Annotated in this window: 18 protein-coding genes and 2 pseudogenes; 8 read left to right on the top strand and 12 right to left on the bottom strand. The window is 72.2% G+C overall.

Going from position 1 to position 23546, the window contains the following annotated elements; all coding sequences use genetic code 11:
• The first annotated feature begins 15 nt into the window (after positions 1-15).
• The 5 genes from ACH4FX_RS29365 to ACH4FX_RS29345 all read left to right on the top strand — a co-directional run bounded on the left by ACH4FX_RS29365 (position 16) and on the right by ACH4FX_RS29345 (position 8350).
• Positions 16-3915, top strand: coding sequence for a tetratricopeptide repeat protein (locus tag ACH4FX_RS29365; RefSeq protein WP_398483958.1), 3900 nt, complete (start codon positions 16-18; stop codon positions 3913-3915).
• Positions 3912-5066 (top strand): hypothetical protein, encoded by a 1155-nt coding sequence (locus ACH4FX_RS29360; RefSeq protein ID WP_398483956.1) that lies wholly within the window; start codon positions 3912-3914, stop codon positions 5064-5066. The genes ACH4FX_RS29365 and ACH4FX_RS29360 overlap by 4 nt, the downstream gene beginning before the upstream one ends.
• Positions 5063-6340 carry an ABC transporter substrate-binding protein gene (locus tag ACH4FX_RS29355; protein WP_398483954.1) on the top strand — a complete coding sequence of 426 codons (1278 nt, stop codon included), beginning with the start codon at positions 5063-5065 and terminating at the stop codon, positions 6338-6340. The genes ACH4FX_RS29360 and ACH4FX_RS29355 overlap by 4 nt, the downstream gene beginning before the upstream one ends.
• Positions 6341-6648: 308 nt before the next feature.
• On the top strand, positions 6649-7275 hold the full coding sequence (locus tag ACH4FX_RS29350; protein ID WP_398483952.1) for a ScbR family autoregulator-binding transcription factor: 627 nt from the start codon (positions 6649-6651) through the stop codon (positions 7273-7275).
• A 178-nt stretch (positions 7276-7453) separates the two neighbouring features.
• A complete protein-coding gene (locus ACH4FX_RS29345; protein ID WP_398483950.1) occupies positions 7454-8350 on the top strand; it encodes an NAD(P)H-binding protein in 897 nt (298 codons plus the stop codon).
• Positions 8351-8426: 76 nt separating this feature from the next.
• Here the strand turns inward: ACH4FX_RS29345 and ACH4FX_RS29340 are convergent, their stop codons facing one another.
• From ACH4FX_RS29340 to ACH4FX_RS29320, 5 genes are all read right to left on the bottom strand, one after another.
• A complete protein-coding gene (locus ACH4FX_RS29340; protein ID WP_398483948.1) occupies positions 8427-9299 on the bottom strand; it encodes a carbohydrate ABC transporter permease in 873 nt (290 codons plus the stop codon).
• Positions 9296-10303 (bottom strand): carbohydrate ABC transporter permease, encoded by a 1008-nt coding sequence (locus ACH4FX_RS29335; RefSeq protein ID WP_398483946.1) that lies wholly within the window; start codon positions 10301-10303, stop codon positions 9296-9298. The genes ACH4FX_RS29340 and ACH4FX_RS29335 overlap by 4 nt, the downstream gene beginning before the upstream one ends.
• A 63-nt stretch (positions 10304-10366) precedes the next feature.
• Positions 10367-11686: an extracellular solute-binding protein gene (locus ACH4FX_RS29330; RefSeq protein ID WP_398483944.1), complete on the bottom strand. Its 1320-nt coding sequence runs from the start codon at positions 11684-11686 to the stop codon at positions 10367-10369.
• Complete coding sequence (locus tag ACH4FX_RS29325; RefSeq protein WP_398483942.1) at positions 11683-12708, bottom strand: GNAT family N-acetyltransferase; 1026 nt, start codon at positions 12706-12708, stop codon at positions 11683-11685. Before ACH4FX_RS29325 ends, ACH4FX_RS29330 begins: the two co-directional genes overlap by 4 nt.
• Positions 12705-13226: an SRPBCC domain-containing protein gene (locus ACH4FX_RS29320; RefSeq protein WP_398483940.1), complete on the bottom strand. Its 522-nt coding sequence runs from the start codon at positions 13224-13226 to the stop codon at positions 12705-12707. Before ACH4FX_RS29320 ends, ACH4FX_RS29325 begins: the two co-directional genes overlap by 4 nt.
• A 289-nt stretch (positions 13227-13515) precedes the next feature.
• Here ACH4FX_RS29320 and ACH4FX_RS29315 point away from each other — a divergent pair, with 289 nt between their 5' ends.
• Together ACH4FX_RS29315 and ACH4FX_RS29310 are read left to right on the top strand one after the other, a co-directional pair.
• Positions 13516-14145, top strand: a complete 630-nt coding sequence (locus ACH4FX_RS29315) for a DUF4158 domain-containing protein (protein ID WP_398483938.1) — start codon at positions 13516-13518, stop codon at positions 14143-14145.
• A 156-nt stretch (positions 14146-14301) separates the two neighbouring features.
• Positions 14302-14898: pseudogene (locus tag ACH4FX_RS29310) on the top strand (Tn3 family transposase); the annotation flags it as partial.
• Positions 14899-15239: 341 nt separating this feature from the next.
• On the opposite strand, the gene ACH4FX_RS29305 reads toward ACH4FX_RS29310, so the two are convergent.
• The 3 genes and pseudogenes from ACH4FX_RS29305 to ACH4FX_RS29295 all read right to left on the bottom strand — a co-directional run bounded on the left by ACH4FX_RS29305 (position 15240) and on the right by ACH4FX_RS29295 (position 17996).
• Positions 15240-15986, bottom strand: coding sequence for an SDR family oxidoreductase (locus ACH4FX_RS29305; RefSeq protein ID WP_398483937.1), 747 nt, complete (start codon positions 15984-15986; stop codon positions 15240-15242).
• A gap of 69 nt (positions 15987-16055) precedes the next feature.
• A complete protein-coding gene (locus ACH4FX_RS29300) occupies positions 16056-17126 on the bottom strand; it encodes an aldo/keto reductase (protein WP_398483935.1) in 1071 nt (356 codons plus the stop codon).
• 69 nt (positions 17127-17195) lie between these two features.
• A pseudogene (locus ACH4FX_RS29295) lies at positions 17196-17996 on the bottom strand (SDR family oxidoreductase).
• Between the two features lie 62 nt (positions 17997-18058).
• Between ACH4FX_RS29295 and ACH4FX_RS29290 the strand changes: the two are divergent.
• Entirely contained in the window at positions 18059-18622 is a 564-nt protein-coding gene (locus ACH4FX_RS29290) for a TetR/AcrR family transcriptional regulator (protein WP_398483933.1), read from the top strand.
• Between the two features lie 524 nt (positions 18623-19146).
• Here the strand turns inward: ACH4FX_RS29290 and ACH4FX_RS29285 are convergent.
• The 4 genes from ACH4FX_RS29285 to ACH4FX_RS29270 are packed head-to-tail and all read right to left on the bottom strand — an operon-like array spanning position 19147 to position 23387.
• Positions 19147-20139, bottom strand: coding sequence for a zinc-dependent alcohol dehydrogenase family protein (locus ACH4FX_RS29285; protein WP_398483931.1), 993 nt, complete (start codon positions 20137-20139; stop codon positions 19147-19149).
• Positions 20136-21002, bottom strand: coding sequence for a carbohydrate ABC transporter permease (locus ACH4FX_RS29280; protein ID WP_398483929.1), 867 nt, complete (start codon positions 21000-21002; stop codon positions 20136-20138). Before ACH4FX_RS29280 ends, ACH4FX_RS29285 begins: the two co-directional genes overlap by 4 nt.
• Positions 20999-21997 carry a carbohydrate ABC transporter permease gene (locus ACH4FX_RS29275; RefSeq protein ID WP_398483927.1) on the bottom strand — a complete coding sequence of 333 codons (999 nt, stop codon included), beginning with the start codon at positions 21995-21997 and terminating at the stop codon, positions 20999-21001. Before ACH4FX_RS29275 ends, ACH4FX_RS29280 begins: the two co-directional genes overlap by 4 nt.
• Positions 21978-23387 (bottom strand): ABC transporter substrate-binding protein, encoded by a 1410-nt coding sequence (locus ACH4FX_RS29270; protein ID WP_398483925.1) that lies wholly within the window; start codon positions 23385-23387, stop codon positions 21978-21980. Before ACH4FX_RS29270 ends, ACH4FX_RS29275 begins: the two co-directional genes overlap by 20 nt.
• Positions 23388-23546: the final 159 nt, after the last annotated feature.

The following is a 23546-nucleotide window of genomic DNA, read 5'->3' as shown; positions in this document are numbered from 1 at the left end:
CTATCGTGCAGGAGTATGAGGGAGCTCGGGGGAACTTCCCACTACTACTCGGCCGACGGATGCTGGCGGGTCCGGTTGTTCCAGGGGGAGCGCCGGGATGCCACGCCGCTCGGTGCGGGCGTGCTGCTGTCCGGCGGTCTGGTGCTCACCTGCGCGCACGTCGTCCTGGCCAGACGCCGGCCGGTGGCGGCCGGCGGCCGGCCCACCGACCCGCCGCTGCCCCTGGACAACGTGTACGCGGAGTTCCCCGGGGCCCCGGCCCTGGTGCCGCGTCCCCTGGCGGCCGAGGTGCTCACCCGCTACCTCCGGCCGCCGACCTCCCGGTTCAGCGCCGACATCGCGCTGCTGCAGCTGGCCGAGGAGCCGAAGGTGGAGCCCGCCGTGCTGCACCGGCAGGTCCCGGCGCGCGACGAACGGGTGCACACCGTCGGGTATCCGCAGGACCTGCCCGGCGGCGAGCACATCATCGCCCGGCTCATGGGCCGCGGCGGCCCCGGCCACGACCCGGAGTGGGTGCAGCTCGACCCGGAGTCGGCGCCCTACGTGGTCCGGCACGGCTTCAGCGGCAGCGGTGTGGTGCACAGCCGTACGGGCGGGGTCATCGGCATCCTCGTCCACCAGCACGGCACCGAGCGGTTCCCCGTCCCGTCCAGCCACGCCTACATGATCCCGACCGAGACGATCCTGGGGCACCTGGCCGACGACAGGCTGCGGCTGCGGGCCACCGGCGCACGCGCCGTCTCGGGCTCCATCCGGCTCACCCCCGGCGCGGCCGGCGCCGACCGGGCACTCGGGCTGCGATGCTGGCTCGCCCGCTGGCTCGGTGACACCGGACCGGCCGCGGGCCGGGCCACGGGCACCGCCAAAGGGGCCAGCGCGGGACGGCCCACGGGTACGGGCGGCAGCGACGCGGCTGCGGGGCGGGGAGTGTCCGGGCGGCCCGACGGCGCCCGCAGCGGCACCGGCCAGGGGCGCCACCGCGCGGACGGCCCGCCGGAGCGCATAGAGCTGGCCTTCGTCGCCGACGACGACCGCGAGGCACGGTCCGCCCTGCACTCGGCGCTCATCCTGGCCGACCGCGAGCGCAATCCGTGGCCGCTGCGGCGCGGCGGGGTCACCGAGCCACGGGCCGGCTCGATCGACATCGCCCTGGACGCGACGGGCTGGTCGCCCGATCAGCTGGTCCACCGCATCGCGGTCCGGGCCGGCCTGACCGCCGACGGGGCGCCGGCCGGCGACCTCGCCGCGATGACGCGGCGGATCGCCGGGCAGGCCCCGCCGCTGTCCGCCGCCTTCCTCTCCGTCGACCGGCTCCAGTCGGCCGACGAACCGGTCCTGGCGCTGCTGCACGCGCTGCTCGCCCCGGGCCACAGCCGGCTCCTGCTGGTCTTCCGGGACCAGCACGCCCCGCTGCTCGCCCGCGTCGTCGGGGAACTCCTCGACGAGCGGTGGGCCAGCCGCCACGAAGCGGCCGTCGCCGCGCGGCTGACCGTCCTGGCCGGCCTGGAGGCACAGCACCGCCGGCTGCACAGCGGCCGGCCCGGCCCGGAGGGCGCCGACGGGGAGGAGCCGATGTCCCGCCGGCTCGCCGCCCGGCTGGCGGCCCTGCGCCAAGGCGGCGTCCTGCACAACAGCGCGAGCGCCGCGTACCACCTGTTCCGGATCGGCATCGCCGTCGAGGACGCCGTGCAGCGCCTCGACCTGCCGCGCGCCCCGCGCGGCTATGTCGTCCTCCCGCCGGGCGACGGCCTGACCGACCTGCCGCACGTCACCGTCGGCAATCCGGACTCCCTCGTCGAACCGGAGCCGGACCCGGCACCGTCCGCCGCGGCGGACCCCTCGGCCGGCCCCGGACCGGTGCCCCTCGCCGCCCGGCGGCCCGGCCTGGTCCGCGGCCAGGAGCTGCACCAGCAGTACCGGGTCGTCGGCCGTCTCGGGCAGGGCAGTTACGGGCAGGTGTACGTCGCCCGGGACCGGATGCTCGCCGGCCGGCCGGTGGCCCTGAAGGGGGTGCGCGATCCGGACGATCCACGGGCGGTCCAGGAAGCGGTGCAGGAGCGCCTGCGGCTGGTCAGCCTCAACCACCCGTCGATCATCAAGGTGTTCAACTACGCCCGGCAGCCGGGGCCTTCGGACAGCAACCTCAGCTTCATCGTGATGGAGTTCGCCGACGGCGCGCCCCTGCGCTGGATCGCCGACCGGATCGCCATGCGCGCCGAGCCCTTCCACGACCACCGGGTGCACGAGTTCATCGCGGTCTACGGGCTGCTCATCCTGGACGCGCTCACCTACCTCCACGAGGAGCGCGGGCTCGTCTACGGCGACCTCTCGCTCACGAACGTGATCCACTGCGGCGCCGGCATCAAGCTGATCGACGTCGCCGGCGTACGCCCGGCCGGGACCTCGGGCCCCGTGACGTACCCGGCGCCCGAACTGCACGGCTCCACCGCCATGACCGTCGCCGCCGACCTGTACGCCGTCGGCGTCGTGCTCACGGAACTGGTCGCCCGGGTCCCCGAAGCACCCCCCGGGCTCGGTACGCGATCGCTGGAACGCGTACTGGAACGGGCCACGGCCCCGCTCCCGGAGGCGCGCTTCGCCGACGCGCGGGAGATGTCCGTACAACTGCGCGGCGTGCTGCGGGAGCTGCGCTCGCTGCGCCTCGGCGAGGAGGCGGCCTTCGAACCCTCCTCGCTCTTCGCCCCGGCGCCCGCGGCCCTCGACGGCGAGCTGGGCAAGGCGCCGCCGCTCGGCCAGTGGCGGGACGGCAGCAACGTCAAGCGTCCGCTGACCGCCCGGCCGCCCACTCCGGCCGAGGTCGCCCTCGGCTTACCGGTGCCGAAGCCGGACATCGCCGACGGCAACTGGACGGAGCTGCACCGCACTTCCTACGACGACCCGGTCGGCCTGCTTCAACTCAGCGACGCGTGGAAGGAGTCCCCGGAGAAGGCGCTGCTGCACTGCCGGCTGCACCTGGAGATCGCCCGCGACCACCCGCAGGAGGCCGCCGCGGAACGGGCCGCCGCCGAGGCGGAGCTGGCCCGTGCCCGGACCGCCGTCGACGAACTCGCCGAGTACGACTGGCGGCTGTACTGGCACCAGGGACTGCTGCACCTCTTCGACAACCGGGTGGCGGCGGCCCTGGAGTGCTTCGACCGGGTCTACGAAGCGATCCCGGGGGAGTACGCGCCGAAGCTGGCCCTCGGCTACTGCCACGAGGTGCTGAAGAATCCCAAGGAGGCCGTCGCCCTGTACAGCGCGGTCTGGCACCGCAACCACGCCCTCGGCAGCGCCGCTTTCGGCCTGGCCCGCATCCACCTCGCCGACACCAAGCCGCGGCTCGCCCTGGACTGTCTCGAAGCCGTACCGGCCGACTCGCGGCACCGCACCGCCGCCCGTACGGCCATGGTCCGCATCCTCGCGGACCCGCCCGCCGACGGCAGCCCGCCCACCGTGTCCGCCGCCCGGCTGGCCTGGCCGGCGCTGCACCGGCTGACGCTCCGGGAGGGCCTGACCGACCGGCATGCCCAGGACCGGCTCCGCGCCGACCTCCTGGAACTGCTGCTCCTGCTCGTCACGACCGCCCCCGCGGCGGAGCCCGGCCCGCTCGGCGCGCTCTGCGCGGAAGCCGAGAACCAGGCCGAGAAGATCACCGTACCGAGCACGGAGCGCGCGCTGCGCGAAGAGCTGTCCGCCTGCTACCTGCGGCTCTTCGAACAACTGCCACCCGTCGCCCGCGCCCGGGACCGCGCCCTGGCCGAGGCCCTGCTCGACAACGCCTACCGGACCCGTCCCATCGGCGGCTGGCGCCGCCACCGCGACCAGCGCCCCGGCTGGTTCCTCCGCTGGTTCCGGCACGGACAGCCCAGGGAGGCCCTGCCCCGATACGAGGACGCCGCGAGTGAGGGGGCATGATGAACGGCGACGGCAGCGCCCGCCCCGGCGATGGGGGACCCGCCGCGCCCTCCGGGGGCAGCACCCCGCGCGGACGGCCGGTCCGCGCGCTCTGGTACTGGTCGTCGGGCCGGGACCCGGCGCGCGGGCGCAAGCACACCGGGAGATTCCTCTTCAGCCGGATGCTGTTGCTGCCCGCCATCACGTTCACCGTCCTCGCCCTGGCCGGCACGGCGTACTTCGACGTCCACGGCCGCACGGAAGAGCTGCGCGACCGCTACGCCCCCGCCCTGGTCGAACTGGCCCACGCCCGGGTGTCGTTGACCCTCGCGCAGGCCGAGGCCGAGCGGCGCCTCGGCACCCGTGGCGGCAGGCCCCTGCCGCAAACGGACCTCGTGGGGCTCGGCGAACGCTACCCGTCCCTGGTGACCGCGGCGGCCCAGAGCCTCAACAACGCCGTGCAGAGCGGCGCGCTGAGCAAGGCGCAGGAGCAGGAGGCCCGCGTGGTCTCCGGCCTGGTGGTCGCCTACGACGACTGGATCAACTGGGCCAACAGCCACCACGACAGCCGGCCGCTGCTCAGGGCCGGCATGGACTACGCGACGACCCTGCTGCGCAGCGGCCCCACCGCCGTACTGGACCGCATCGCCACCCTGGAGACGCAGCTGCGCGCCTCTGTGGCCGCCCTGTCGGGCTGGCGCACCGTGTTCGGCGTCACGGCCTCGGGGGCGCTGCTGGCCGCCCTGGTCCTCGCGTTCGTCTTCGTCGGCCTGCTCGACTTCGTACGGGCCAGCCTGCGGGTCCGCGGCTCCCTGCTGGCCCCGTACGCGCTGCCCGTCCTGCTGGTGTTCGCGGTGCTGTGGACCGGCGTCACCGTGCAGCACCGGGCCCAGCAGGACGTGGAGCGCTCCGCCGTCCGGCTCGGGCGGATATCCGTGCCGTCCCCGTCCTCTGCCGGAGCGGCGGGGACCGACGGGCCGGACGGGCCGGCCGCCGCGATCGAGAAGGTGGACAGCGACCTCGCCGGACGGCTGCGCGGGACCCACCCGGGCGCCTGGGTGCTGGCGTCGGTGCTGGCCCTGGTCGTCGGCGCGGCGGGCGCCGTGGGGTGCGGCTTCACGCTGCGCCAGTACGGCCGCGAACACTGGAAGATCGACTGGAGGTCGGCATGAGGCGCCGCCGGATGCTCCGTCCCGCCCTGGCCTGCTGCCTGCTGGTCACAGCAGCCCTGCCGGCGGCGGGCTGCTCGCCCGGGAAGGAACGGACGGTGGTGGTCCTGGGCCCGTGGACCGGCGGCGAGGAGCGGCCGTTCGTGGAGACGCTGAAGAAGATCGGCGAGCGGACCGGCCATACGTACGTGTACCAGGGCACCCGCTCGCTGCGCGAGACCCTGGCGACCCAGCTGCGCACGGAGTCACCGCCCGACGTGGCGATCCTCAACGGTCTGGGCGAACTGTCCGAATACGCGCGTCAGGGTGCCGCCGAGCCGCTGCGGGAGGACGTGGCGGCCTCGGCGCTGGGGCCGTGGGCGCAGCGGATCACGCTCGAGAACCAGAAGGGCGAGGCCCGGCAGAGCTCCTACGGGGTGCCGGTGCGGGTGGACCTCAAGAGCATCGTCTGGAGCCGCCCGGGCGACCGCCGGGCGGCCGGGAAGCCCCGCTGGTGCCTGGGCATGGCGTCCGGTGCGACGTCCGGCTGGCCGGGCACGGACTGGATCGAGGACCTGCTGCTCCAGAAAGAGGGCCCGGACGTGTACGGGCACTGGGCCCTCGGTGAGCTGTCGTGGACCAGCCCGGAGGTGAAACGGGCCTGGCAGACGTGGCGGGACCTGCTCGCGAAGGAGGGCCCGAAGGCCGCCGAAACCGCGATATCCACCGAGTTCGAGAACCTGGGCGGCGGCCGGTACGGCCTGCTGAACACCGGCAGGTGCACCCGGGAACACCAGGGCTCCTTCATCCGCCGGCACTACGCCGACGACGTGCTGCCCGCACCCACCCACCAGTTCGTCCCCGGCCTGCCGGCCGACCGCCGCGCCTTCGAGGTCTCCGGCGACATGGCGGCCGTCTTCCGGCCCGGCGACGCGGCCTGGGAACTGCTGACCGAGCTGACCTCGCGCCAGGCCCGCGCGGAATGGGCCAGTCTGGCGCTCCCGGAGGAGCGCCCGTTCTTCTCCGACGGCAGCACCGGTGACGGGCCGCTCTCGGCGAGCACCGCGGCGGTGCAGAGACTCTTCCGCGCCGCGGACAAGGTCTGCTTCGACGCCTCCGACGCCATGCCGTCGACGTTGCGGAACGCGTTCCAGCGGGCCGTGCTGGAATTCCTCCAGGACCCGCAGGACCCCGGCCTGCTCGACAGGCTGCTGAAGCAACTGGAGGCGGAACGGAAGACTCAGGAGGGGGCTGGCGCCTTCGTTCTGGATCATTTGTGCGGACGCCTCGGTAACTGAAATCTGTGCAAGCGCCTCGGCCACCGTGGACTGCGCGGGCGCCGCGGCCACCGGAAACCATGCGGGCGCTTCGGTGGCCGGGGCGGCCATCTGCCCGTCCTGCGCAGTCGGACCACCGCCGCCGGAACCGTGGCCTTGCTCACCGTCACCGGGCGCGGTCGATCCGGCGCAGCACGCGAACGGGAAGCCGGGCCGGTCACGCCTGCCCCGCCGGAGTCCTCGATCGTGGCCCACATCACGGTCTGTGCCGGTACCGATGCGGCAGGACAGGCGATTTCTTCGTACCATTCACGTGTTTGCCGAGGGAAATGGTGCGGTCAGTGCAGGAGCGGGCGGTCAAGACGCGGGAGGCTATTCTCCGGGCGGCTTCCGAAGTGTTCGACGAGTTCGGGTTCAGTGGCGCGAGCGTCAGCAAGATCATGAAGCGGGCGGGGGTCACCCAGGGCGGGATGTACTTCCACTTCCCCTCCAAGGAGGCGCTGGCGCACGCCGTGATGGTCGAGCAGGGCAACGGGCTGGAGCTGCCGCCCGGTGAGGACGGCCTGCAGCGGCTGGTGGACATCACGCTGTACCTCGCCGGGGAGCTGCAGACCAACCCGGCGCTGCGGGCCGGCGTCCGGCTGGCGATCGAGCAGGGCGAATTCGGCGTCCAGGACGACGCGCCGTACCAGTACTGGGTGCAGGAGTTCGCCGGGCAGCTGCGGGCCGCGCGGGGCCGGGGCGAGCTGCTGCCGGACGTGGACGTGGACGACCTGGCCTGGGTGCTGGTCAGCTCCTACTCCGGTACGCAGCTCCTGTCGCAGATCTCCAGCGGCCGGGCCGACCTGCACCAGCGCGTGGTCACCCTGTGGCGGTACCTGCTGCCGGGGGTCGCCGTACCGGAGGTCAGGCCGCGGATCACCTTCGCGGAACAGCGGGGCGGCACGGCCGCCTGAGCGCCCCGGACCGCCCTCTGCGGAGAGCCGCTTTCCGGCAGCGGTCGATTCCGCGCTGCGGGTGGTCCGTCACGAGCAGGGTGCACGCCACCCCCCGCTCACGATTGATGTCCGTGCGGTATCAATCGGCCGGGAAGAGTATTGGACGCCGCGGACAGGCCGCCCCGAGACTCGAAGCATGATCCTCATCACCGCCCCGACCGGCCAGATCGGCAGCCGGCTCCTGGACATCCTGCTCGACGAGGCCCCCACGCACGGTGAAGAGCTGCGCGTCATCGTGCGCGACCCCGGGAAGCTCCCCGACGCGGTCCGCGCCCGCGTCGACGTCGTCACCGGCTCGCACGGCGACCCCGAGGTCGTCGACCGAGCCTTCGCCGGCGTGGACGCCGTCTTCTGGCTGGTCCCGCCGGACCCGCGGGCACCGAGCCTGGAAGCCGTCTACTCCGGCTTCACCCGCGCCGCCGCGAAGGCGTTCACGGTCCACGCGGTGGGGCACGTCGTCGGCGTTTCGGCGCTCGGCCGCGGCACCCCCGTCGCCGCCCGCGCCGGCCACGTGACGGCGTCGTTGGCCATGGACGACCTCATCGCGCGTACCGGCGTGGCCTACCGGGCGCTCGCGAGCCCGACGTTCATGGACAACCTGCTGTGGCAGGTGTCTTCCCTCCGCGACGACGGCATGTTCACCGGCACCGTCGCCGCCGACCGCACGGCACCGGCGGCCGCCACCCGGGACATCGCCGCGGCCGCCGCGGGCCTGCTGCTCGACCGCTCGTGGACGGGGACGGGCGAGGCCCCGGTGCTGGGCCCCGAGGGCCTTTCGGCGGACGACATGGCGCGCATCATGTCGGACGTGCTCGGCCGCCCCGTCCGGTACGAGCGGCAGTCGCTCGACGCCTTCCGCGCCTCCCTCATCGGACAGGGGCTGGGGGACGCGCTCACCGACGGCTACGTCGACATGATGCGTGCCAAGGACGGCGGCCTCGACGACGGGGTGCCGCGCACTCCCCGGACGGCGAGCCCGACCACCTTCCGCGCCTGGTGTGAGGAGGTGCTGAAGCCGGCGGTCCAGGCTTGAGCGCCGAGACCGCTCGTGTCGGCGGGGCACCGGACCCCCTCGGGCTCGGCCTCGCCGACGTCCCGAAGAAGGGCTCCTACTTGAGACCGCTGAGCATGACGCCCCGGATGTAGTGCTTCTGGAGCAGCAGGAACAGCAGCAGGACCGGCAGCACGCTCAGCATGAGCCCGGCCATCATGACGGGCACCATACGGTTCGGGTCGAGGTAGCTCTGCAAGGTCTGGATGCCTACGGGGAGCGTCAGCAGCCGGGGGTTCGCGGTGGAGACCAGCAGGGCCCAGATGTACTCGTTCCAGGCGCCGACGAACGTGAGCAGCGCCAGCGTCACCGCCACCGGCCGCGTCTGCGGTACGACGATGCGCCACCACACCGTGAACTCCCCGGCGCCGTCGATCCGCGCCGCCTCCAGCATCTCGTCCGGTACCGAGACGATGAACTGCCGCATCAGGAAGATCCCGAAGCCGGACACCAGGAACGGCATGACCAGGGCGGCGAGGCTGACCGTCAGGCCGGCCCCGCCGCTGCCGAGCAGGCCGTTGCCGCCCGCCAGCGGCCAGTGCACCAGGATCAGGAAGTGCGGGATGAAGAAGACGAACGGCGGGAACATCATCGTCGCGAGCACCAGCCGGAAGATCAGGTCGCGGCCCGGGAAGCGCAGCTTGGCCAGGGCGTAGCCGGCCAGCGAGGACGTCAGCAGCACCGAACCGGTGATCACCGCGGTGGCCACGACGCTGTTGCGGAACAGCAGCGGCAGGTTCAGCCGGACGAACGCCTCCCGGTAGTTGGACAGGTCGAAGGCTTCCGGGAGGAAGCGGTAGGGGAGCCTGCCGTACTCGCCCGGCCCCTTGAACGAGGTCAGCAGCATGTCCAGGAACGGCACCACCGTCACCACCGCCCCGGCCCCCACCAGCAGGTACGACAGCCACGGGAAACGCCTGCGCCGCCTCATGCGTCCGCTCCCTTCCGCCGGAACAGCCACAACTGCACCAGTGTGATCACCAGGATCAGCACGAACAGCACCAGCGCCGCCGCGCTCGCCGAGCCCCAGTCCCCGTACTTGAACGCCCGCTGGTACATCTCCAGGGCCGCCACATCCGTCGCGTCCCCCGGGCCGCCGTCGCCGGTCATGACGATGATCAGCGCGAACGACTGGAGGCCGGTGATGAACTGGGTCACGCACACGAACAGCAGGGACGGCCGCAGCAGCGGCAGCGTGATGCGCGCGAAGACGGTGAACTGCCCGGCGCCGTCCAGCTCCGCCGCCTCGTAGTAGGTGTGCGGGATCGCCTTCAGCCCCGCCGTGAGGATGAGGATCGCGGACCCGAGGGACGCCCACGCCTGGACCACCACGACCGACGGGAGCGCCGTCGCCGGGTCCTGGAGGAAGGCCACGGAGCGCAGGCCGAGCGCGTTGAGCACGCCGTTGACCAGGCCGCCCGGCTCGTACATGTACTTCCACACGTTGCCGACCGCGACCACCGTCGTGACGATCGGCAGGAAGTACAGCGTGCGCCAGAAGCCCTGGAAGCGCAGGTTGGTGATGCAGTGGGCGACCAGCACGGCGCCGGTCAGCGCCAGGACCACGGTGCCCAGCGCGTACAGCAGCGTGTTGGTCAGGACCGGTGTCAGGAAGGACGAGCCGCGGGCGAAGAGGGCGGCGAAGTTGTCCGTGCCCGCCGGCCGTATGTCGGCGAGGTCGAAGCCCGCCCAGCGGGACAGCGACAGCAGCACCGCGAACAGCAGCGGCAGCAGCAGGAAGACCGCGAAGAAGGCGAGGCTGGGAGCGAGGAAGAGGTAGCCGATGACGGTCTGCCGGCGGCGGTGGCGGCGCCGCAGCGCGGAGGTGCGGGCGCGGTCCGCGGCTGTCCGTACGACCCGTCCGCCTCCCGCGAGGTTACCGCTGCCGAAGCCCTCACCGCCGTCGCCGTCCGCGCTGTCGACCGTGGTCGCCATGGAGCACCAGCCTTTCGGGAGGGGCGGGCCGGCGGACGACGGCCCGTGGCGCACAACCCGCGGTCAGCGGGACAGTTCCTGGTCGATCTGGTGTACGGCGTTCCGTATGGCCGCGTCCGGCGACCGGTGGCCGGTCCACATCTCCTCGATGTTCTTGCGCAGCAGGGCCTTCACCTTCTGCGCGCGCGGTCCGTTCGGCTCCGGCGTGGCGTAGTCCAGCGCGTCGACGAACGGGCCGAGGTTCGGGTCGCCGCCGGCGGCCAGCAGCGCCCGCATGTCGCCGGTCCGGCCGGTCAAGGTGCCGACCGACATCTGCAGGACGCTCATCCGGGTGGCCCGTACCGCTGCGGCCCGGCCCGCCCCTGGGCCGGCCGGCACCACCGCGTCGTTCAGCCAGCGCAGGAACTCCCACGCCTCCCGTGGGTGTCTGCTCTTCGCGTTGACGCCCAGCAGGAAACCGGTGGTGACCGTGCCCCGGTTGCCGGGCGCGGGGCCGGGCACCGGCGCCACCGCCACCTCGCGGTAGTCCCGGCCCATCGTCTGCCGCAGGCTGCCGGTCCACCAAGCGCCGCTGACCGCCATCGCCACCCGGCCCGCGGGGAAAGCCTTCATCAGGTCGATGCCGGGATCGCTCGCGCCGCGGTCGATCAGCCGCCGCTCCAGGGCGAAGACGGCGCGTCCGGCGGGGGAGTCGAGGGCGCTGCGGGTGCCGTCCGTCTGAAGGGACGATCCGCCGCACGAAGCCAGCAGCGCCAGGGTCTGGTTCACCACCGTGGCGTCGTCGGTCCGCGACAGCCCGAAGCCCTGCACGAGGGTGTTGCCGTACCGGTCGCGCCGCGCGGTCCGGTACGCGGCGTCCTCCAGTTCCCGCCAGGTGCGCGGCGGCCCGGCCAGCCCGGCCGCGCGCAGCAGCCGCTTGTTGTAGTAGAGCGCGTAGGACTGCACCTCGGTGGGATAGCCGATGACCCGGCCGCGCACCGAGGCCGCCCGCACCGCGGGACGGGCGAAACCGCGCGCGATCCGGGCAGCGTCCTCGGGCGGCGCCGGCCGCACCACACCGGCCTGCGCCAGCTGCCCGGCCCACAGGCTGTACGGGTGGATGATGTCCGCGCCCTGTCCCGCGGCCTGCCGCACCATCAGTGTGGTCAGCAGGTCCTGGAAGCGGACCGCCGTCGTCCGGACGTGCACCCGGTCGTGCCCCGCGTTCCACTCGTCGACCGCCTGTTGCAGCGCCGACTTCAGCGGCTCCGTGGCGTAGTGCGACAGCAGGGTGAGGACGACCGGATCGCCCGGCCGGCCGCTCCCGTCCCGGCCGGGGGCGCCGCAGCCCGCCGCGCCCACCGCCGCGCCCGCCAGCCCCGCCAGGACCCGGCGCCGGTTCATGGCCGTACCTCCCGCCGCAGGACCTGGAACCTGCGGGTCGTGGCGAACCCCGCCGAACTGTAGAGCCGCCCGGCCGGACTCCGCTCGCCGGTCCACAGGAACCACGCCCCGTGCGCGCCCGCCGCCCGCATCCGCTCCAGCGTCAGATGCAGCAGCACTTTGCCCAGGCCGGTGCCACGCCGGCCGGCCCGTACGCCGAACGGGCCGAACCGCTCGGCCAGCCCCTCGTACGCACCGTGCATCGCCCACCCCACGGCCCGGCCCGACGGGTCGTGGGCCGTCACGATGCGGTCCAGGGGAGCACCGGTGTCCAGTGCGTGGCGGATGGTCTGCGGCCAGTCCGGGCCGAACTCCTCCTCGGCCAGCCGCAGCAGTCCCACCAGGTCGTCGTCGTCCGGTGTGCCGAGGCGGTACCCCTCGGCGGCCAGCGCGCGGGCCCGCTCCCGTACGGCGTCGGGCATCCGGTAGCCGACCAGGCAGCGGTCCATCGCGACGGCTTCGAGCCGGGGACGGAAACCGAGCTCCGCCAGCAGCCGGGCGGCCTCCGGGTAGGCGTCCGGGTCCAGGCCGGGGAGGAAGTAGTGCGGGGTGTACGAGGCGAAGTCGACGCGGGTGCGGCCGTGTCCGGCGAGCCAGTCGAGGACGCCGGTGAGCAGCCGGCGCCCGAACCCGGCGCGGCGGACGGCCGGGTCGGTGAAGAAGAACGGGACCCAGCCCTGCTCCGGCTCCAGGTCGCTCCCGGCCACCGGGACCTTCCGGCGCACACCGTACGCGGCGCCGACGACGTCGCCGTCCCGCACGGCGACGTGCAGACCCGCCGGGTCGAAGTTCGGGTCGAGCAGGACGTGCCGCCGGAAGCGTTCCCGGCTGACGGGGTCGTACGGGACGCTGCGCGCCCACGCCGCGAGGAGCGGGGTGACGTCCCCGGCGGCGAACTCCCGCACGCGGACCCGGCCGCCGGGCGCGGGCCCGCCGCCGGACCGGGGCCGCTCGCCCGCGACGCCGGTCACCGGGCCGGTCACCGCTCCTGCCCCACGCCGGCGGGCGGTCCTTCCTGCGGGCCGAGGACCGGCTCGAACGCCGATACGTAACCGTCGAACAGGGGCCGCCACTCCGGGACCCGCGCCGGGCCGTCGGTCAGCTTCGCCAGGCTGACCTGCCAGCCGGCCGCGTTGCGGGCCGCCGTGCCGGGGGAGCACCGGTACGTGAACACGAGGCGGGTGCCGCCGTCCGGCTGCGGTGACAGCTCAAAGCGCAGCGTCTCGTCGCCCCAGGTGTAGGTCAGCATCCGGGGCCGGTCGGCCTGGCGGACCTCGCCCGTCAGGGTCGGGCCCCCGGTACCGGGGAAACCGAACGTCAGCGGGGCACCGGCGGCCCACGGCTCCGGGCCCGTGGTGTCGATCCGGCTCGGGAACCAGGCCGCCAGCTCCTCGTGGTCCGTCAGCGCCCGCCACAGCTCCTCGGGGGACCGCCGCGGGAGCAGCCGCTCGAAGCGGATCACCGCCCGGCCGCCTTCCCGGCACAGCGTCGCGTGGTCCATCGGCGTCCTCTCGTCCACGTTCCGTACGAGTCGGCAGGGCCATGGTCCCCGCCGTGCGTCCAGGCTCCAACACCTTGCGCACCCCGGACCGAAGGACGTGCACGGCGGCGGTGATCGGCCCCCGTCAATCCCCCGGTTGGCCCGCTCCCGGCCCGACCGGACGCCTCGCCGGGCACCGGGCCGCCACCGCCCGGCGTCCGCACCGCACCCGCTCGGGGGAGGAGCCGGCCGCCGCGGCAGACCAGGCCCTGTTCCCGTATAGCTGCGGCGAACGGACATGAAGCGCTGTGTGACTGCTGTGGTCGTCGTTTTCCCCTCGTCGGGCGTCTCGTCGGGCTGGACGGGTGATCTCGGGCGGGCGGGGTGGAGGAGTGCGGGTGCGGCAGGACTGGGAGCGGAGGACCTGATCGGGGTCTGGACGCTGCTCGAAGACGACATGAGGCGGGTGCGGAACACGTCCGGGGCGACCCGGCTGGGGTTCGCGTTGTTGCTCGAGTTCTTTGAGGTGGAGGCCCGGTTTCCGGAGTCGGCCAAGGAGGTGCCGGCCGCCGCGGTGGAGTACGTCGCCCAGCAGGTCAAGGTGCCTGCGGAGGCGTGGGCGGACTACGACTGGCTGAGCAAGGCGATCCAGCGGCATCGGGGCGAGATCCGGGCGGCGTACGGGTTCCGGGCGAACACCGAGGAGGACCAGGACCGGCTGGCCGGGTGGCTGGCGACCGAGCTGTGCCCGGTGGAGCTGTCGCGGGACCGGCTGCGGCCGCGGTCGTGGCTCGGTGCCGCAACAACCGCATCGAACCGCCGACACCCGGGCAGGTGCGGCGGCTGGTGGGCAAGGCGGTCAAGGACTTCGAGAAGCGGTTCTGCCGCAGCACGCCAGACCGGCTCAGCCACGCGACCCGCTCGCGGCTGGAGGAACTGATCACGGGCGACGGCACCGAGCAGGGCGCCGACGGCGACGGCGCGGCGGCCGGGGGCGGGCGGTCGCACTTCACCGAGCTGAAGACCGACCCTGGCGCTCCGGGTCTGGAGGGCCTGTTGGCCGAGGTGAACAAACTGGAGCGACGACAGATGGCCCCACCTGGCGCCGGTGCTGTCCACCAAGACGATCAACTGGGATCTGATCCGCCAGCAGTACGACCAGATCGTGAAGTACACCACCGCCCTGCGCCTGGGCGCCGCCGAAGCCGAGCAGGTCCTGCGCCGCTTCACCCGCGGTGGCCCCGAGCACCCCACCTACCAGGCGATCGGGGAGCTGGGCCGGGCGGTGCGTACGGCGTTCGTTTGCGACTACCTCGCCGACGTCGAACTGCACCAGGAGATCCACGAGGGCCCGCAGGTCGTGGAGAACTGGAACTCCGCGAACAAGGACCTCTTCCACGGCAAGGACGGCGACCCGGCCGGACAGGACAAGGAGTCCCAGGAGGTATCGATGCTCGCGCTGCATCTGCTCCAGTCCGCCCTGGTCCATGTCAACACGCTGCTGATGCAGCAGGTCCTCGCCGATCCGAAGTGGGCTGACACCCTCACCGATGCGGACCGGCGGGCACTCTCCCCGCTGTTCTGGACCCATGTGAATCCCTACGGCCGGTTCGAGCTGGACACGAACAGACGCCTCGACCTGGACCTGACCGCCCGGGACGCCGTGCCCAGGCCGCGAGCCCCCCGAGGGTAGACCAGCGGCGGCCCTGGGGGTGAGGAGCTGGGGCTCCGATCGCCTATGAACAGCATCTGGTCATCAGCGCCCTCGCCGCATAACGACACAAACAGGTGTCCACTTCACGGGGGAAGGTTCAGTCGGTGTGTTCGTGGGCCGCGGCAACCTCCTGGTGCGGGGATTTTGAATCCGTCGCCGCCGAACTCGATGGCCGCCCACGCAAAACGCTCGGCTGGGGAACCCCAGCCGAGCGCCTGCATAAACCGCTCGCGGCCTGATCCACACGACCCCGTGTTGCAGCGCCCCCTGAAACCGCCGTGGTAGCGGGCCTTACGCCCGTGGCGGGACGGCAGACGAGCTCAGAGCTGGGTTTCGCCGCCATCCACGGCCAGTTCGATGCCGGTGGTGTACGTGGCATCGAAGGCGAGGAATGCGGCCGCCTTGGCGAACTCTTCGACGGTGCCGTAGCGCTTCATGGGGTTGCTCGCGGTCCGCTCCGCCCTGAACTGGTCAGCGGCCTCTTCGGACAAGTTCATCGTTTCCAGGATCCCCGTGTCGATGGGGCCCGGACTGATCGCATTGACACGGATTCCCCGCGGCAGCAGCTCGCGGGAGAAGGTGCGGGCCATCGAGCGCAGCGCCGCCTTGCCGGCCGCATAGACGCTGGTGTCCACCATGCCGATGACGTTCGCGATCGAGGTGGTGAGGACGATGCCGGCGTTCGCGCTCAGCAGCGGAGCGAGCTTCTGCACAGTGAAGAAGGCGCCCTTGACGTTGATCGCGAACAGCTCGTCGTACACGTCCTCGGTCGTCGACTCGAGGGGCGTGAGGGATGAGACGCCGGCGTTGACGAACAGAGCCTCGATCGAGCCGAGCTCGCTCTTCACACGGCCGACGAGCATATCCAGGTCGGACAGTGAGGCCACATCCGCCCGGACGGCCACGGCATTCTCGCCGAGCCGCTCGCGTGCCGCGTCGAGCTTGGCCTGAGAACGGCCGGTGATCACCACGCGGGCTCCGCCTTGCACCAGCAGCTCCGCCAGCGCGAGCCCCATGCCGCTGCTGCCACCCGTGATCACCACATTCTTGTCGCTGTACTTACCCATACCGAGGTTGCTCCGTTCCATCATCAAAAACATGCCGGTATATCTGGATGTCGCCGTTCATGAAGCGAATCAGCCGAGGGTTTCGATCTTCATGTCGCCTGTGGTGACCGTGCGGATGTGATCGCTGGCGAGCAGGTCGTGCGGATTGCCGAGGTCGATGGCGCTGACCTCGTCGAGGCGGGCCAGCTGGGAAGGAGTGAGGTCGACCTGCAGAGCACCCAGGTTGTCCTCCAACTGCGCGATGGTGCGGGCGCCGATGATGGGTGCCGTCACGCCCGGGGCGTTCAGGGTCCAGGCCAGTGCGACCTGGGCGGGTGTGCGGCCCAGCTCCGAGGCCACCTCCTTCACCGCATCGGCAATGGCGAGGTTGCGGTCGGTGACCCATCCCAGGGCGACGTTGAGGCTCTTGCGGTTGCTGGCGGTTTCGCCGACAACGGAGCCCGCCTTCTTCTGGTCCTCCCGGCTGTACTTGCCGGTGAGCACCCCGCCGCCCAATGGGGAGAAGGGGACCACGCCGAGTCCCATCTCGCGTGCCATCGGGATCAGGTCACGCTCCGCGGTGCGCCCGATCAGGCTGTACTCGGTCTCCAGCGCGACCAGTGGTGACCAGCCGCGCAGGTCGGCGATCGCCTGCATGCGCGACACCTGCCAGGCCGGGGCGCTGGAGATCGCCACGTACAGCACCTTGCCCTGCCTCACCAGGTCGTCCAGGCCCCGCAGGATCTCCTCCACCGGCGTCCTGAAGTCCCATACGTTCACGTAGAGCAGATCGATGTAGTCGGTGTTCAGCTGCCGCAGACTGGCTTCCACCGACGCCAGCATGCTCTTGCGGTGGGTACCCCCGGAATTCGGGTCACCGGGCTGGCGCAGCGTCGAGTACTTCGTCGCCAGCACCATCTTGCCGCGGTTGGCGCGGGCGAATTCGCCGAGCAGTCGCTCGGAGCTACCGTTGGTGTAGGTGCTGGCGGTGTCGAAGAAGTTGCCGCCGAGCTCGGTGTAGCGGTCGAAGAGCTTGCGCGCCTCGTCGCGCTCGGCGCCCCAGCCCCACTCGGTGCCGAAGGTGGCCGTGCCCAGCGCCAGCGGTGAGACCCGGAGTCCGGAACGGCCCAGCAGCCGATAAGTGTCGAGAGTGAGTGCCATCGTGTTCTCCTGTGAGGTGCGGTTCGTGGCGTTCGAGAGGTGCGGATCGGTGGTCGGCTCGCCCGGGTTTCAGGCGCCGAGCCCGTAGCCGCCGGCCACGGTGATGTCCTGGCCGGTGAGGTAGCCGGCGGCGTCCGAGGCGAGGAAGGCGACTGCTTCCGCGACCTCCTGGCTGGACCCGAAGCGCTCGAAGGGGATCTTCGAGCGCATGGCGTCCCGGCCGCTCTCGGGCACCCCCGGCTTGTTGAGCAGCGGGGTGTCGGTGGCCCCGGGGCTCACGGCGTTGACGCGAATCCTGCGCGGGGCCAGTTCGAGTGCGGGCGAGGGCAGCATGGCCGGCAGCGTGCCGCGTGTCGCCGCCCCCACCGTGACGCCAGGCGTGCCGCGACGGGATCCGATGCCGACGGTCAGCACGATCGAGCCGCCGTCGTTCATGCGGGGAAGGGCCTTTTGGAGGGTGAAGTACTAGCCCTTGAAGCGGAGGCCGGCGTGCTCGTCGAACGATTCCTCCGTCACCTCGGCAACCGGTGCCGGACGGAAGATCCCGGCGTTGAGGAAGAGCAGGTCCAGCGATCCGAACCGCGCCGACACCGCCGACATCAGGGCGTCGGTGCCGGAGAGCACGCGCCCGTCGGATTGGACGACGAGCACGTCGCCGGGGAGCTCGGAGTGCGCCCGCGCGAGGGATTCGGGATTCTGTCCGGTGACCGCGACCTGGTAGCCGCGGGCGTGCAGCAGCTCGGCCGTCGCTCTGCCGATCCCGGTCGTCCCCCGGTGATGACCGCTGTAGGCATGGCAAACCTTTCGTCGCTGAAGCGATGGGTGGGACCACCCGAAATCGGGGACCTCCCCGGTTGCCTCACCGTACACTGAACCGGGGACATCCCCGAATCGTTCCCGAGCCTCATCCGACACTCACGATCGCGAAGGTCATGACACCTCCACGCAGCACCCTGCGCGCCGACGCGCAGCGCAACCGCGAGCAGCTCATCGCCACGGCCGCCGAAGTCTTCGCCTCCGGACGCGCGATCTCGCTGGACGCGATCGCCAAGCGCGCGGGAGTGGGGAACGCCACCCTGTACCGGCACTTCCCCACCCGAGAGGATTTGGTCGAAGAGGTCTACCGGGAGCAGATCAGGCCCTTGCGCGAAGATGCGCGCACCCTGCTGGCTACGAAGCCGCCCGCGCAGGCCCTCCACGCGTGGATGCTCCGATTCGCCGACTGGGCCGGTGAACGACGCGGCATCTGCGAAGCCCTGGTCGCCATGAGCGCTTCCGGCCGCTTCGGCACCGGACCGGTCTGCGACGAGGTCCAGCAGGTTCTGGCGATGGTGCTTGAAGCCGGCGCCACAGCGGGAGAACTGCGCAGCGACATCGACCCGGCCGACGTGGGCGGCATCCTCGCCGGTGTGCTCTCCGTGGCCGGCGCACCCGAGCAGCGCCCCCAGCTGAACCGAATGCTGGACGTCGTCGTCGACGGTCTCCGGCCCCGCTGAGCGATACACCAGCGGTTCGGCGAGGCGTCGGCCCATGCCGGACGGCATGGCTGCGGCCGCGGCGGTCGTGGCGCCCCGGACCTTGGTGAGGACCGTCGGGACGGTTGCCTCCGTTCGGCTCGTTCCCCGCCTTGCGACAGCGCCCGAACGGGTCGTCAGGTGTTGCTGCCGTCGCCGCTCAAGGGGACCACCGAGGTGGCCCCAGAAGCTGCCAGGTGACAGAAGGCCGATAAGCCGACCTCGAAGCGGAACTGGCGCTATCGCCAACCGCTGTACCGCCGCCCCTCGCGCCGGAGCCAGCCCCGAGCGTCACAGCGCTACATGCCTGTTCGCCGTAGCCATACGAGAACAGGGCCGACCAGGAACGGGACCGGTACGCCGACCGGGGCACCTCTTCCCGCCCGCCAAGCCCGCCCTGCCCGCCCAGCCCGTCACCCCCCTTCCGCGCAGCGGCCCGGACCGCCCCGGCAGCTCTCCGGGCCCACCACCGCATCATGCCGCAGGGGTCTGACAACGCCCCCGGATCAGGGCGTGACCTGGATCTTCCGCCCCTGCCCCGCCTTGAAGCGGTCCAGCGCCTCGGCGTAGCGGTCCAGCGGCAGCCGGTCGCTGATGAAGATCTCCGGGTCCAGGACGCCCGCGGCGAACAGCTCCGCGGCCCGCTCGTAGCTGTGCAGCACCGCCATCGAGCCGGTGATGGTGATCTCCTGGTTGTAGATCCGGTACGGCTCGATCGTGGCGCGTGCGGCGTAGTCGGAGACGCCGAACTGGAGGAACGTACCGCCCTTGCCGACGCGGCCCAGCCCGTCCTGGATGGCGCGCTCGTTGCCGGTGGCGTCGATGACCACGTCCCAGCCGCGCGGCCGGTCCAGCTCGTCGGCGGAGGCCGCCGCGTTGCCGCAGCCCAACTGCCGTGCGGTGGCCAGCCGTTGCGGATTGACGTCGATCACGTCGACGTCCGCCGCGCCGGTGCGCTTGGCCAGCTCCAGCATCATCAGCCCCATCGTCCCGGAGCCGTAGATCAGCACGTGGGTGCCGAGCTGCTGGGAGCGGAGGATGTCGTAGCCCCGTACGGCACAGGACAGCGGCTCGATGAGGGCGGCGTCCTCGGTCCGTACGTGCTCGGGCAGCTTCACGCAGTTCGCGGCCGGCGCGACGGCGAACTCGGCGGCGCCGCCCGCCGTGGTCACCCCGATGGCGGCCCACCGCTCGCACAGGTTGTTGCGGCCGATCCGGCAGTAGTGGCACGCGTAGCAGTACAGGGAGGGGTCGACGGCGACCCGGTCGCCCTCGGCGAGCCCGGTGACCTCGGCGCCCGTGGCGACGACCGTACCGGCGAACTCATGGCCGGGCACGACCGGCAGCGTCGGCGCGAACTCGCCCTGCAGGATGTGCAGGTCGGTGCCGCACAGCCCGCAGCCCGCGACGTCCACGACGACCTCCCGGGGGCCGGGCGCCGGATCGTCGACGGTGGTGACCTCGACGCGGTCCGGTGCGCTGATCACTGCGGCCTTCATTTCACGGCTCCTAGGGAGAGGCCCTGGACGAGCTTGTCCTGGGCGGCGAATCCGGCGGCGAGCACCGGGAGGGAGATGACGGTGGCGGCGGCGCACACCTTGGCCAGGAACAGGCCCTGGCTGGTCACGAACCCGGTCAGGAAGACCGGTGAGGTCCCGGCCACGATGCCGGTGAGCACCCGGGCGAACAGCAGCTCGTTCCAGCTGAAGATGAAGGAGATCAGCGCGGTGGCCGCGATGCCGGGCAGGGCGACCGGCGCGACGATGCGCACCAGGGTCGTCGGCAGCCCGGCGCCGTCGAGGGACGCCGCCTCCAGCATCTCCACCGGCACCTCGGCCAGGAAGGACCGCATCATCCACACCGCGATCGGCAGGTTCATCGAGGTGTAGAGGATGACGAGCAGCCAGACGCTGTCCAGCATGCGGGTGTTCTGGGCGATCAGGTAGACCGGCAGCAGCCCCGCCACCAGCGGCAGCATCTTGGTGGACAGGAAGAAGAAGAGCACGTCGCTCCACTTGCGCACCGGCTTGATGGACAGCGCGTACGCCGCCGGGACGGCGAGCACCAGCACCAGCAGGGTGGACGCCACCGAGGCCGTCAGCGAGTTGATCAGCGGCGGCCAGGGGCTGACGCCGGTGCCCGCGCCGAAGAACTCCCGGTAGCCGCGCAGCGTCAGCCCGGCGCCGACGCTCGGCGGGTTGGTGGCCGCGTCCGCCTCGCTGTGCAAGGAGGTGAGCACCATCCACGCCACCGGCAGGAAGAAGGCGATGCCGCAGAGCCAGGCGGCCAGGCCCAGCAGGCTCCCGGCGCGCCGGCGGCGCCGTGCCGCGGGCGTGGCGGCCCGCACCGTGCTCGCGCTCATCGGGTGACCTCCTCACGGAGCAGGGACGAGACGGTACGCAGCGCGAAGGTCGCCACCAGCAGGGAGCAGACCACGACCACGACGCCCTGTGCGGAGGCCCGTCCGTAGTCATGCGCCTGGTAGAAGGTCTGGTAGATGGTGTACGGCAGGTTGCCGGTGCCCAGGCCGCCCGAGGTGATGGTGAACACGGCGTCGAAGTTCTGCACCACGTAGACCGTGCCGAGCAGGGCGGCCAGCTCCAGGTAGCGGCGCAGGTGGGGGAGGGTGAGGTAGCGGAACACGTCCCAGGCGGAGGCGCCGTCCACCCGCGCCGCCTCGACCGCGTCGGCGGGCCGGCTCTGCAGCCCGGCCAGCAGGATCAGCATCATGAACGGCGTCCACTGCCAGATCAGCGCCACCTCGACCGCCGCCAGCGGCGCGTCGGTCATCCAGTCGGGCTGCGGCGGGTCCGTACTGCCGAACAGCCGCCATATCCAGGTCAGCGAGCCGTTGATCAGCCCGTACGAGGCGTTGTAGAGCGCGTGCTTCCACAGCAGCGCGGCGGCGACCGGCACGACCAGGAACGGGGTGATCAGCAGCGTACGGACGATGCCGCGGCCTGTGAACCTCCGGTCCAGCAGCAGTGCGAGGCCCAGCCCCAGGACGAGGCTGACCAGCACGACCGTCACGGTCAGCATGACCGTCGTCCAGATCGCCGAGCGCATCGCGGGGTCGGTGAAGACGGCCCGGTAGTTGTCGAAGGCCGCGAAGCCGCGGTTGTCGGGGGCGAGCGCGTTCCACCGGAGGAAGGAGATGACCACGGTGGCCACGAAGGGCAGCTGGGTCACCACGACCAGGAAGACCAGGGCGGGCAGCAGCGGGGCACGCCGTGCCCAGTCCGCGGCGCGCTGGGCGGTACGGGAGCCGCCACGGGGGCGCGCGGAGGGGACGCCGGGGCGCCGCGCCCCGCGCCGGCCGTCCCGCTCGTCCCGCGTCTCAACGCTCTGCGTAGGCACGGGCCACCTCCTCCGCCAGCCGCTGCCCCTTGCCGAGCGCCTCCGGCACGCTCTGCCGTCCGGCGATCGCCGAACTGATCTCGTGGGAGACCTTGGTGCCCAGGTCGGAGAATTCGGGGATGCCGACGAACTGGATGCCGGGCGCGGGCCGCGGCTGCACCCCGGGGTCGTCGGGGCGCGCCGAGGTGATCGCGTTCTTCGTCGCCGCGGCGAACACGTGGGACTCCCGCAGGTAGTCGGGGTCGCGGTAGGTGGACGCGCGCTTCCCGGCCGGTACCTTCGACCAGCCCAGCCGCTCGCCCACCAGCCGCTCGTAGCCCTTGCCGGAGGCCCAGGAGATGAACTTCCAGGCGGCGTCCTGGTGTCTGCTCGCCTTCTGCACGCCCCACGCCCAGGTGTAGAGCCAGCCGGAAGCGGCCGTCCGCTCGACCGGCGCGGGCGCGTAGCCGACCTTCCCGGCGACCTTGGAATCGCCGCTCTCCAGGGAGCCGGCGCCGGCGGTCGCGTCGTACCACATGGCGACCTTGCCCTGCTGCATGTCGTTCAGGCACTCGGTGTACCCGGCCTGCGGGGCGCCCGCCTGCCCGTGCGCGCGCAGCAGTCCGACGTAGAAGCGGGTGGCGGCGGTGAACTCCGGGCTGTCGACCCGGGCCTGCCAGTCCTTGGTGAACCAGGTGCCGCCGAAGGTGTTCACCACCGAGGTCAGCGGCGCCGCGAGCTGGCCCCAGCCGGGCTGGCCGCGCAGGCAGATGCCCTTCAGGCCGGGCCGGGCGCCGTCGAGTTCGGCCGCGAGCGCCGCGACCTGGTGCCAGGTGGGTTTCGCGGGCATCGTCAGCCCCAGGTCCCGCAGTACGTCCTTGCGGTACATGAGGAACGACGACTCGCCGTAGAAGGGCTCGGCGTAGACCTTCCCGTCGGCCGCGGTCAGCGACTTGCGTACGGGGGCGAGCAGGTCGCCCTGGTCGAAGGAGGCGTCTTGCGCGGCCCGCTCGCCGAGCGGGCTCAGCCAGCCGTTGCGGGAGTAGATCGGGGTCTCGTAGTTGCTGAGGCTGGCCACGTCGTACTGGCCGGCCTGGCTGGAGAAGTCCTGGCTCATCTTGTCGCGCAGGTCGTCCTCGGGCAGCACGGTGTAGTTGACCTTGATGCCGGTCCGTTGGGTGAAGTGCTCGGCGGTCAGCCGTTGCAGGTCCACCATCTGCGGGTTGTTCACCATCAGGACGTTGATGGTGTCGGCGCCCTCGTTGCCGAGGGCGCCGGCGCCGCGGTAACAGCCGCCGAGGGCCAGGGCGACGGCGACGGTGGCCGCCGCCAGCCCCAGCGGGCCGCGGCGCCGGGTGCGGAGGGCGGACCGTTCGCCGGGAACGGCCCGTCCGGGGGATCGTGCTCGCACGGCTCAACACCTCTCTGCTGGGAAAATCACCGGCTGGGGCGCCTCATAGGCGCGGTCGCGGGCAGGGCGGACCGGGGCCGCACGCCGGTCGTCGTGCGGCCGGGTCCCTTCGGACGGTCCGGCCGGGCGTCCGGGCGCGGGCCGGGCGCGATACGCGTC

This window comes from Streptomyces sp. NPDC018019 (genome assembly GCF_044327805.1).
Classification (GTDB): Bacteria; Actinomycetota; Actinomycetes; order Streptomycetales; family Streptomycetaceae; genus Streptomyces.
This window is presented reverse-complemented; position numbering and strand designations above follow the sequence as displayed.

What these genes read in the sequence shown, in the direction of transcription:
- ACH4FX_RS29300 (WP_398483935.1), bottom strand. Translation starts at nt 17,126, where the DNA reads ATGGCACTCACTCTCGACACTTATCGGCTGCTGGGCCGTTCCGGACTC.
- ACH4FX_RS29365 (WP_398483958.1), top strand. Translation starts at nt 16, where the DNA reads ATGAGGGAGCTCGGGGGAACTTCCCACTACTACTCGGCCGACGGATGC.
- ACH4FX_RS29305 (WP_398483937.1), bottom strand. Translation starts at nt 15,986, where the DNA reads ATGGGTAAGTACAGCGACAAGAATGTGGTGATCACGGGTGGCAGCAGC.
- ACH4FX_RS29355 (WP_398483954.1), top strand. Translation starts at nt 5,063, where the DNA reads ATGAGGCGCCGCCGGATGCTCCGTCCCGCCCTGGCCTGCTGCCTGCTG.
- ACH4FX_RS29350 (WP_398483952.1), top strand. Translation starts at nt 6,649, where the DNA reads ATGGTGCGGTCAGTGCAGGAGCGGGCGGTCAAGACGCGGGAGGCTATT.
- ACH4FX_RS29330 (WP_398483944.1), bottom strand. Translation starts at nt 11,686, where the DNA reads ATGAACCGGCGCCGGGTCCTGGCGGGGCTGGCGGGCGCGGCGGTGGGC.
- ACH4FX_RS29320 (WP_398483940.1), bottom strand. Translation starts at nt 13,226, where the DNA reads ATGGACCACGCGACGCTGTGCCGGGAAGGCGGCCGGGCGGTGATCCGC.
- ACH4FX_RS29290 (WP_398483933.1), top strand. Translation starts at nt 18,059, where the DNA reads ATGACACCTCCACGCAGCACCCTGCGCGCCGACGCGCAGCGCAACCGC.
- ACH4FX_RS29345 (WP_398483950.1), top strand. Translation starts at nt 7,454, where the DNA reads ATGATCCTCATCACCGCCCCGACCGGCCAGATCGGCAGCCGGCTCCTG.
- ACH4FX_RS29335 (WP_398483946.1), bottom strand. Translation starts at nt 10,303, where the DNA reads ATGGCGACCACGGTCGACAGCGCGGACGGCGACGGCGGTGAGGGCTTC.
- ACH4FX_RS29340 (WP_398483948.1), bottom strand. Translation starts at nt 9,299, where the DNA reads ATGAGGCGGCGCAGGCGTTTCCCGTGGCTGTCGTACCTGCTGGTGGGG.
- ACH4FX_RS29280 (WP_398483929.1), bottom strand. Translation starts at nt 21,002, where the DNA reads ATGAGCGCGAGCACGGTGCGGGCCGCCACGCCCGCGGCACGGCGCCGC.
- ACH4FX_RS29285 (WP_398483931.1), bottom strand. Translation starts at nt 20,139, where the DNA reads ATGAAGGCCGCAGTGATCAGCGCACCGGACCGCGTCGAGGTCACCACC.
- ACH4FX_RS29360 (WP_398483956.1), top strand. Translation starts at nt 3,912, where the DNA reads ATGATGAACGGCGACGGCAGCGCCCGCCCCGGCGATGGGGGACCCGCC.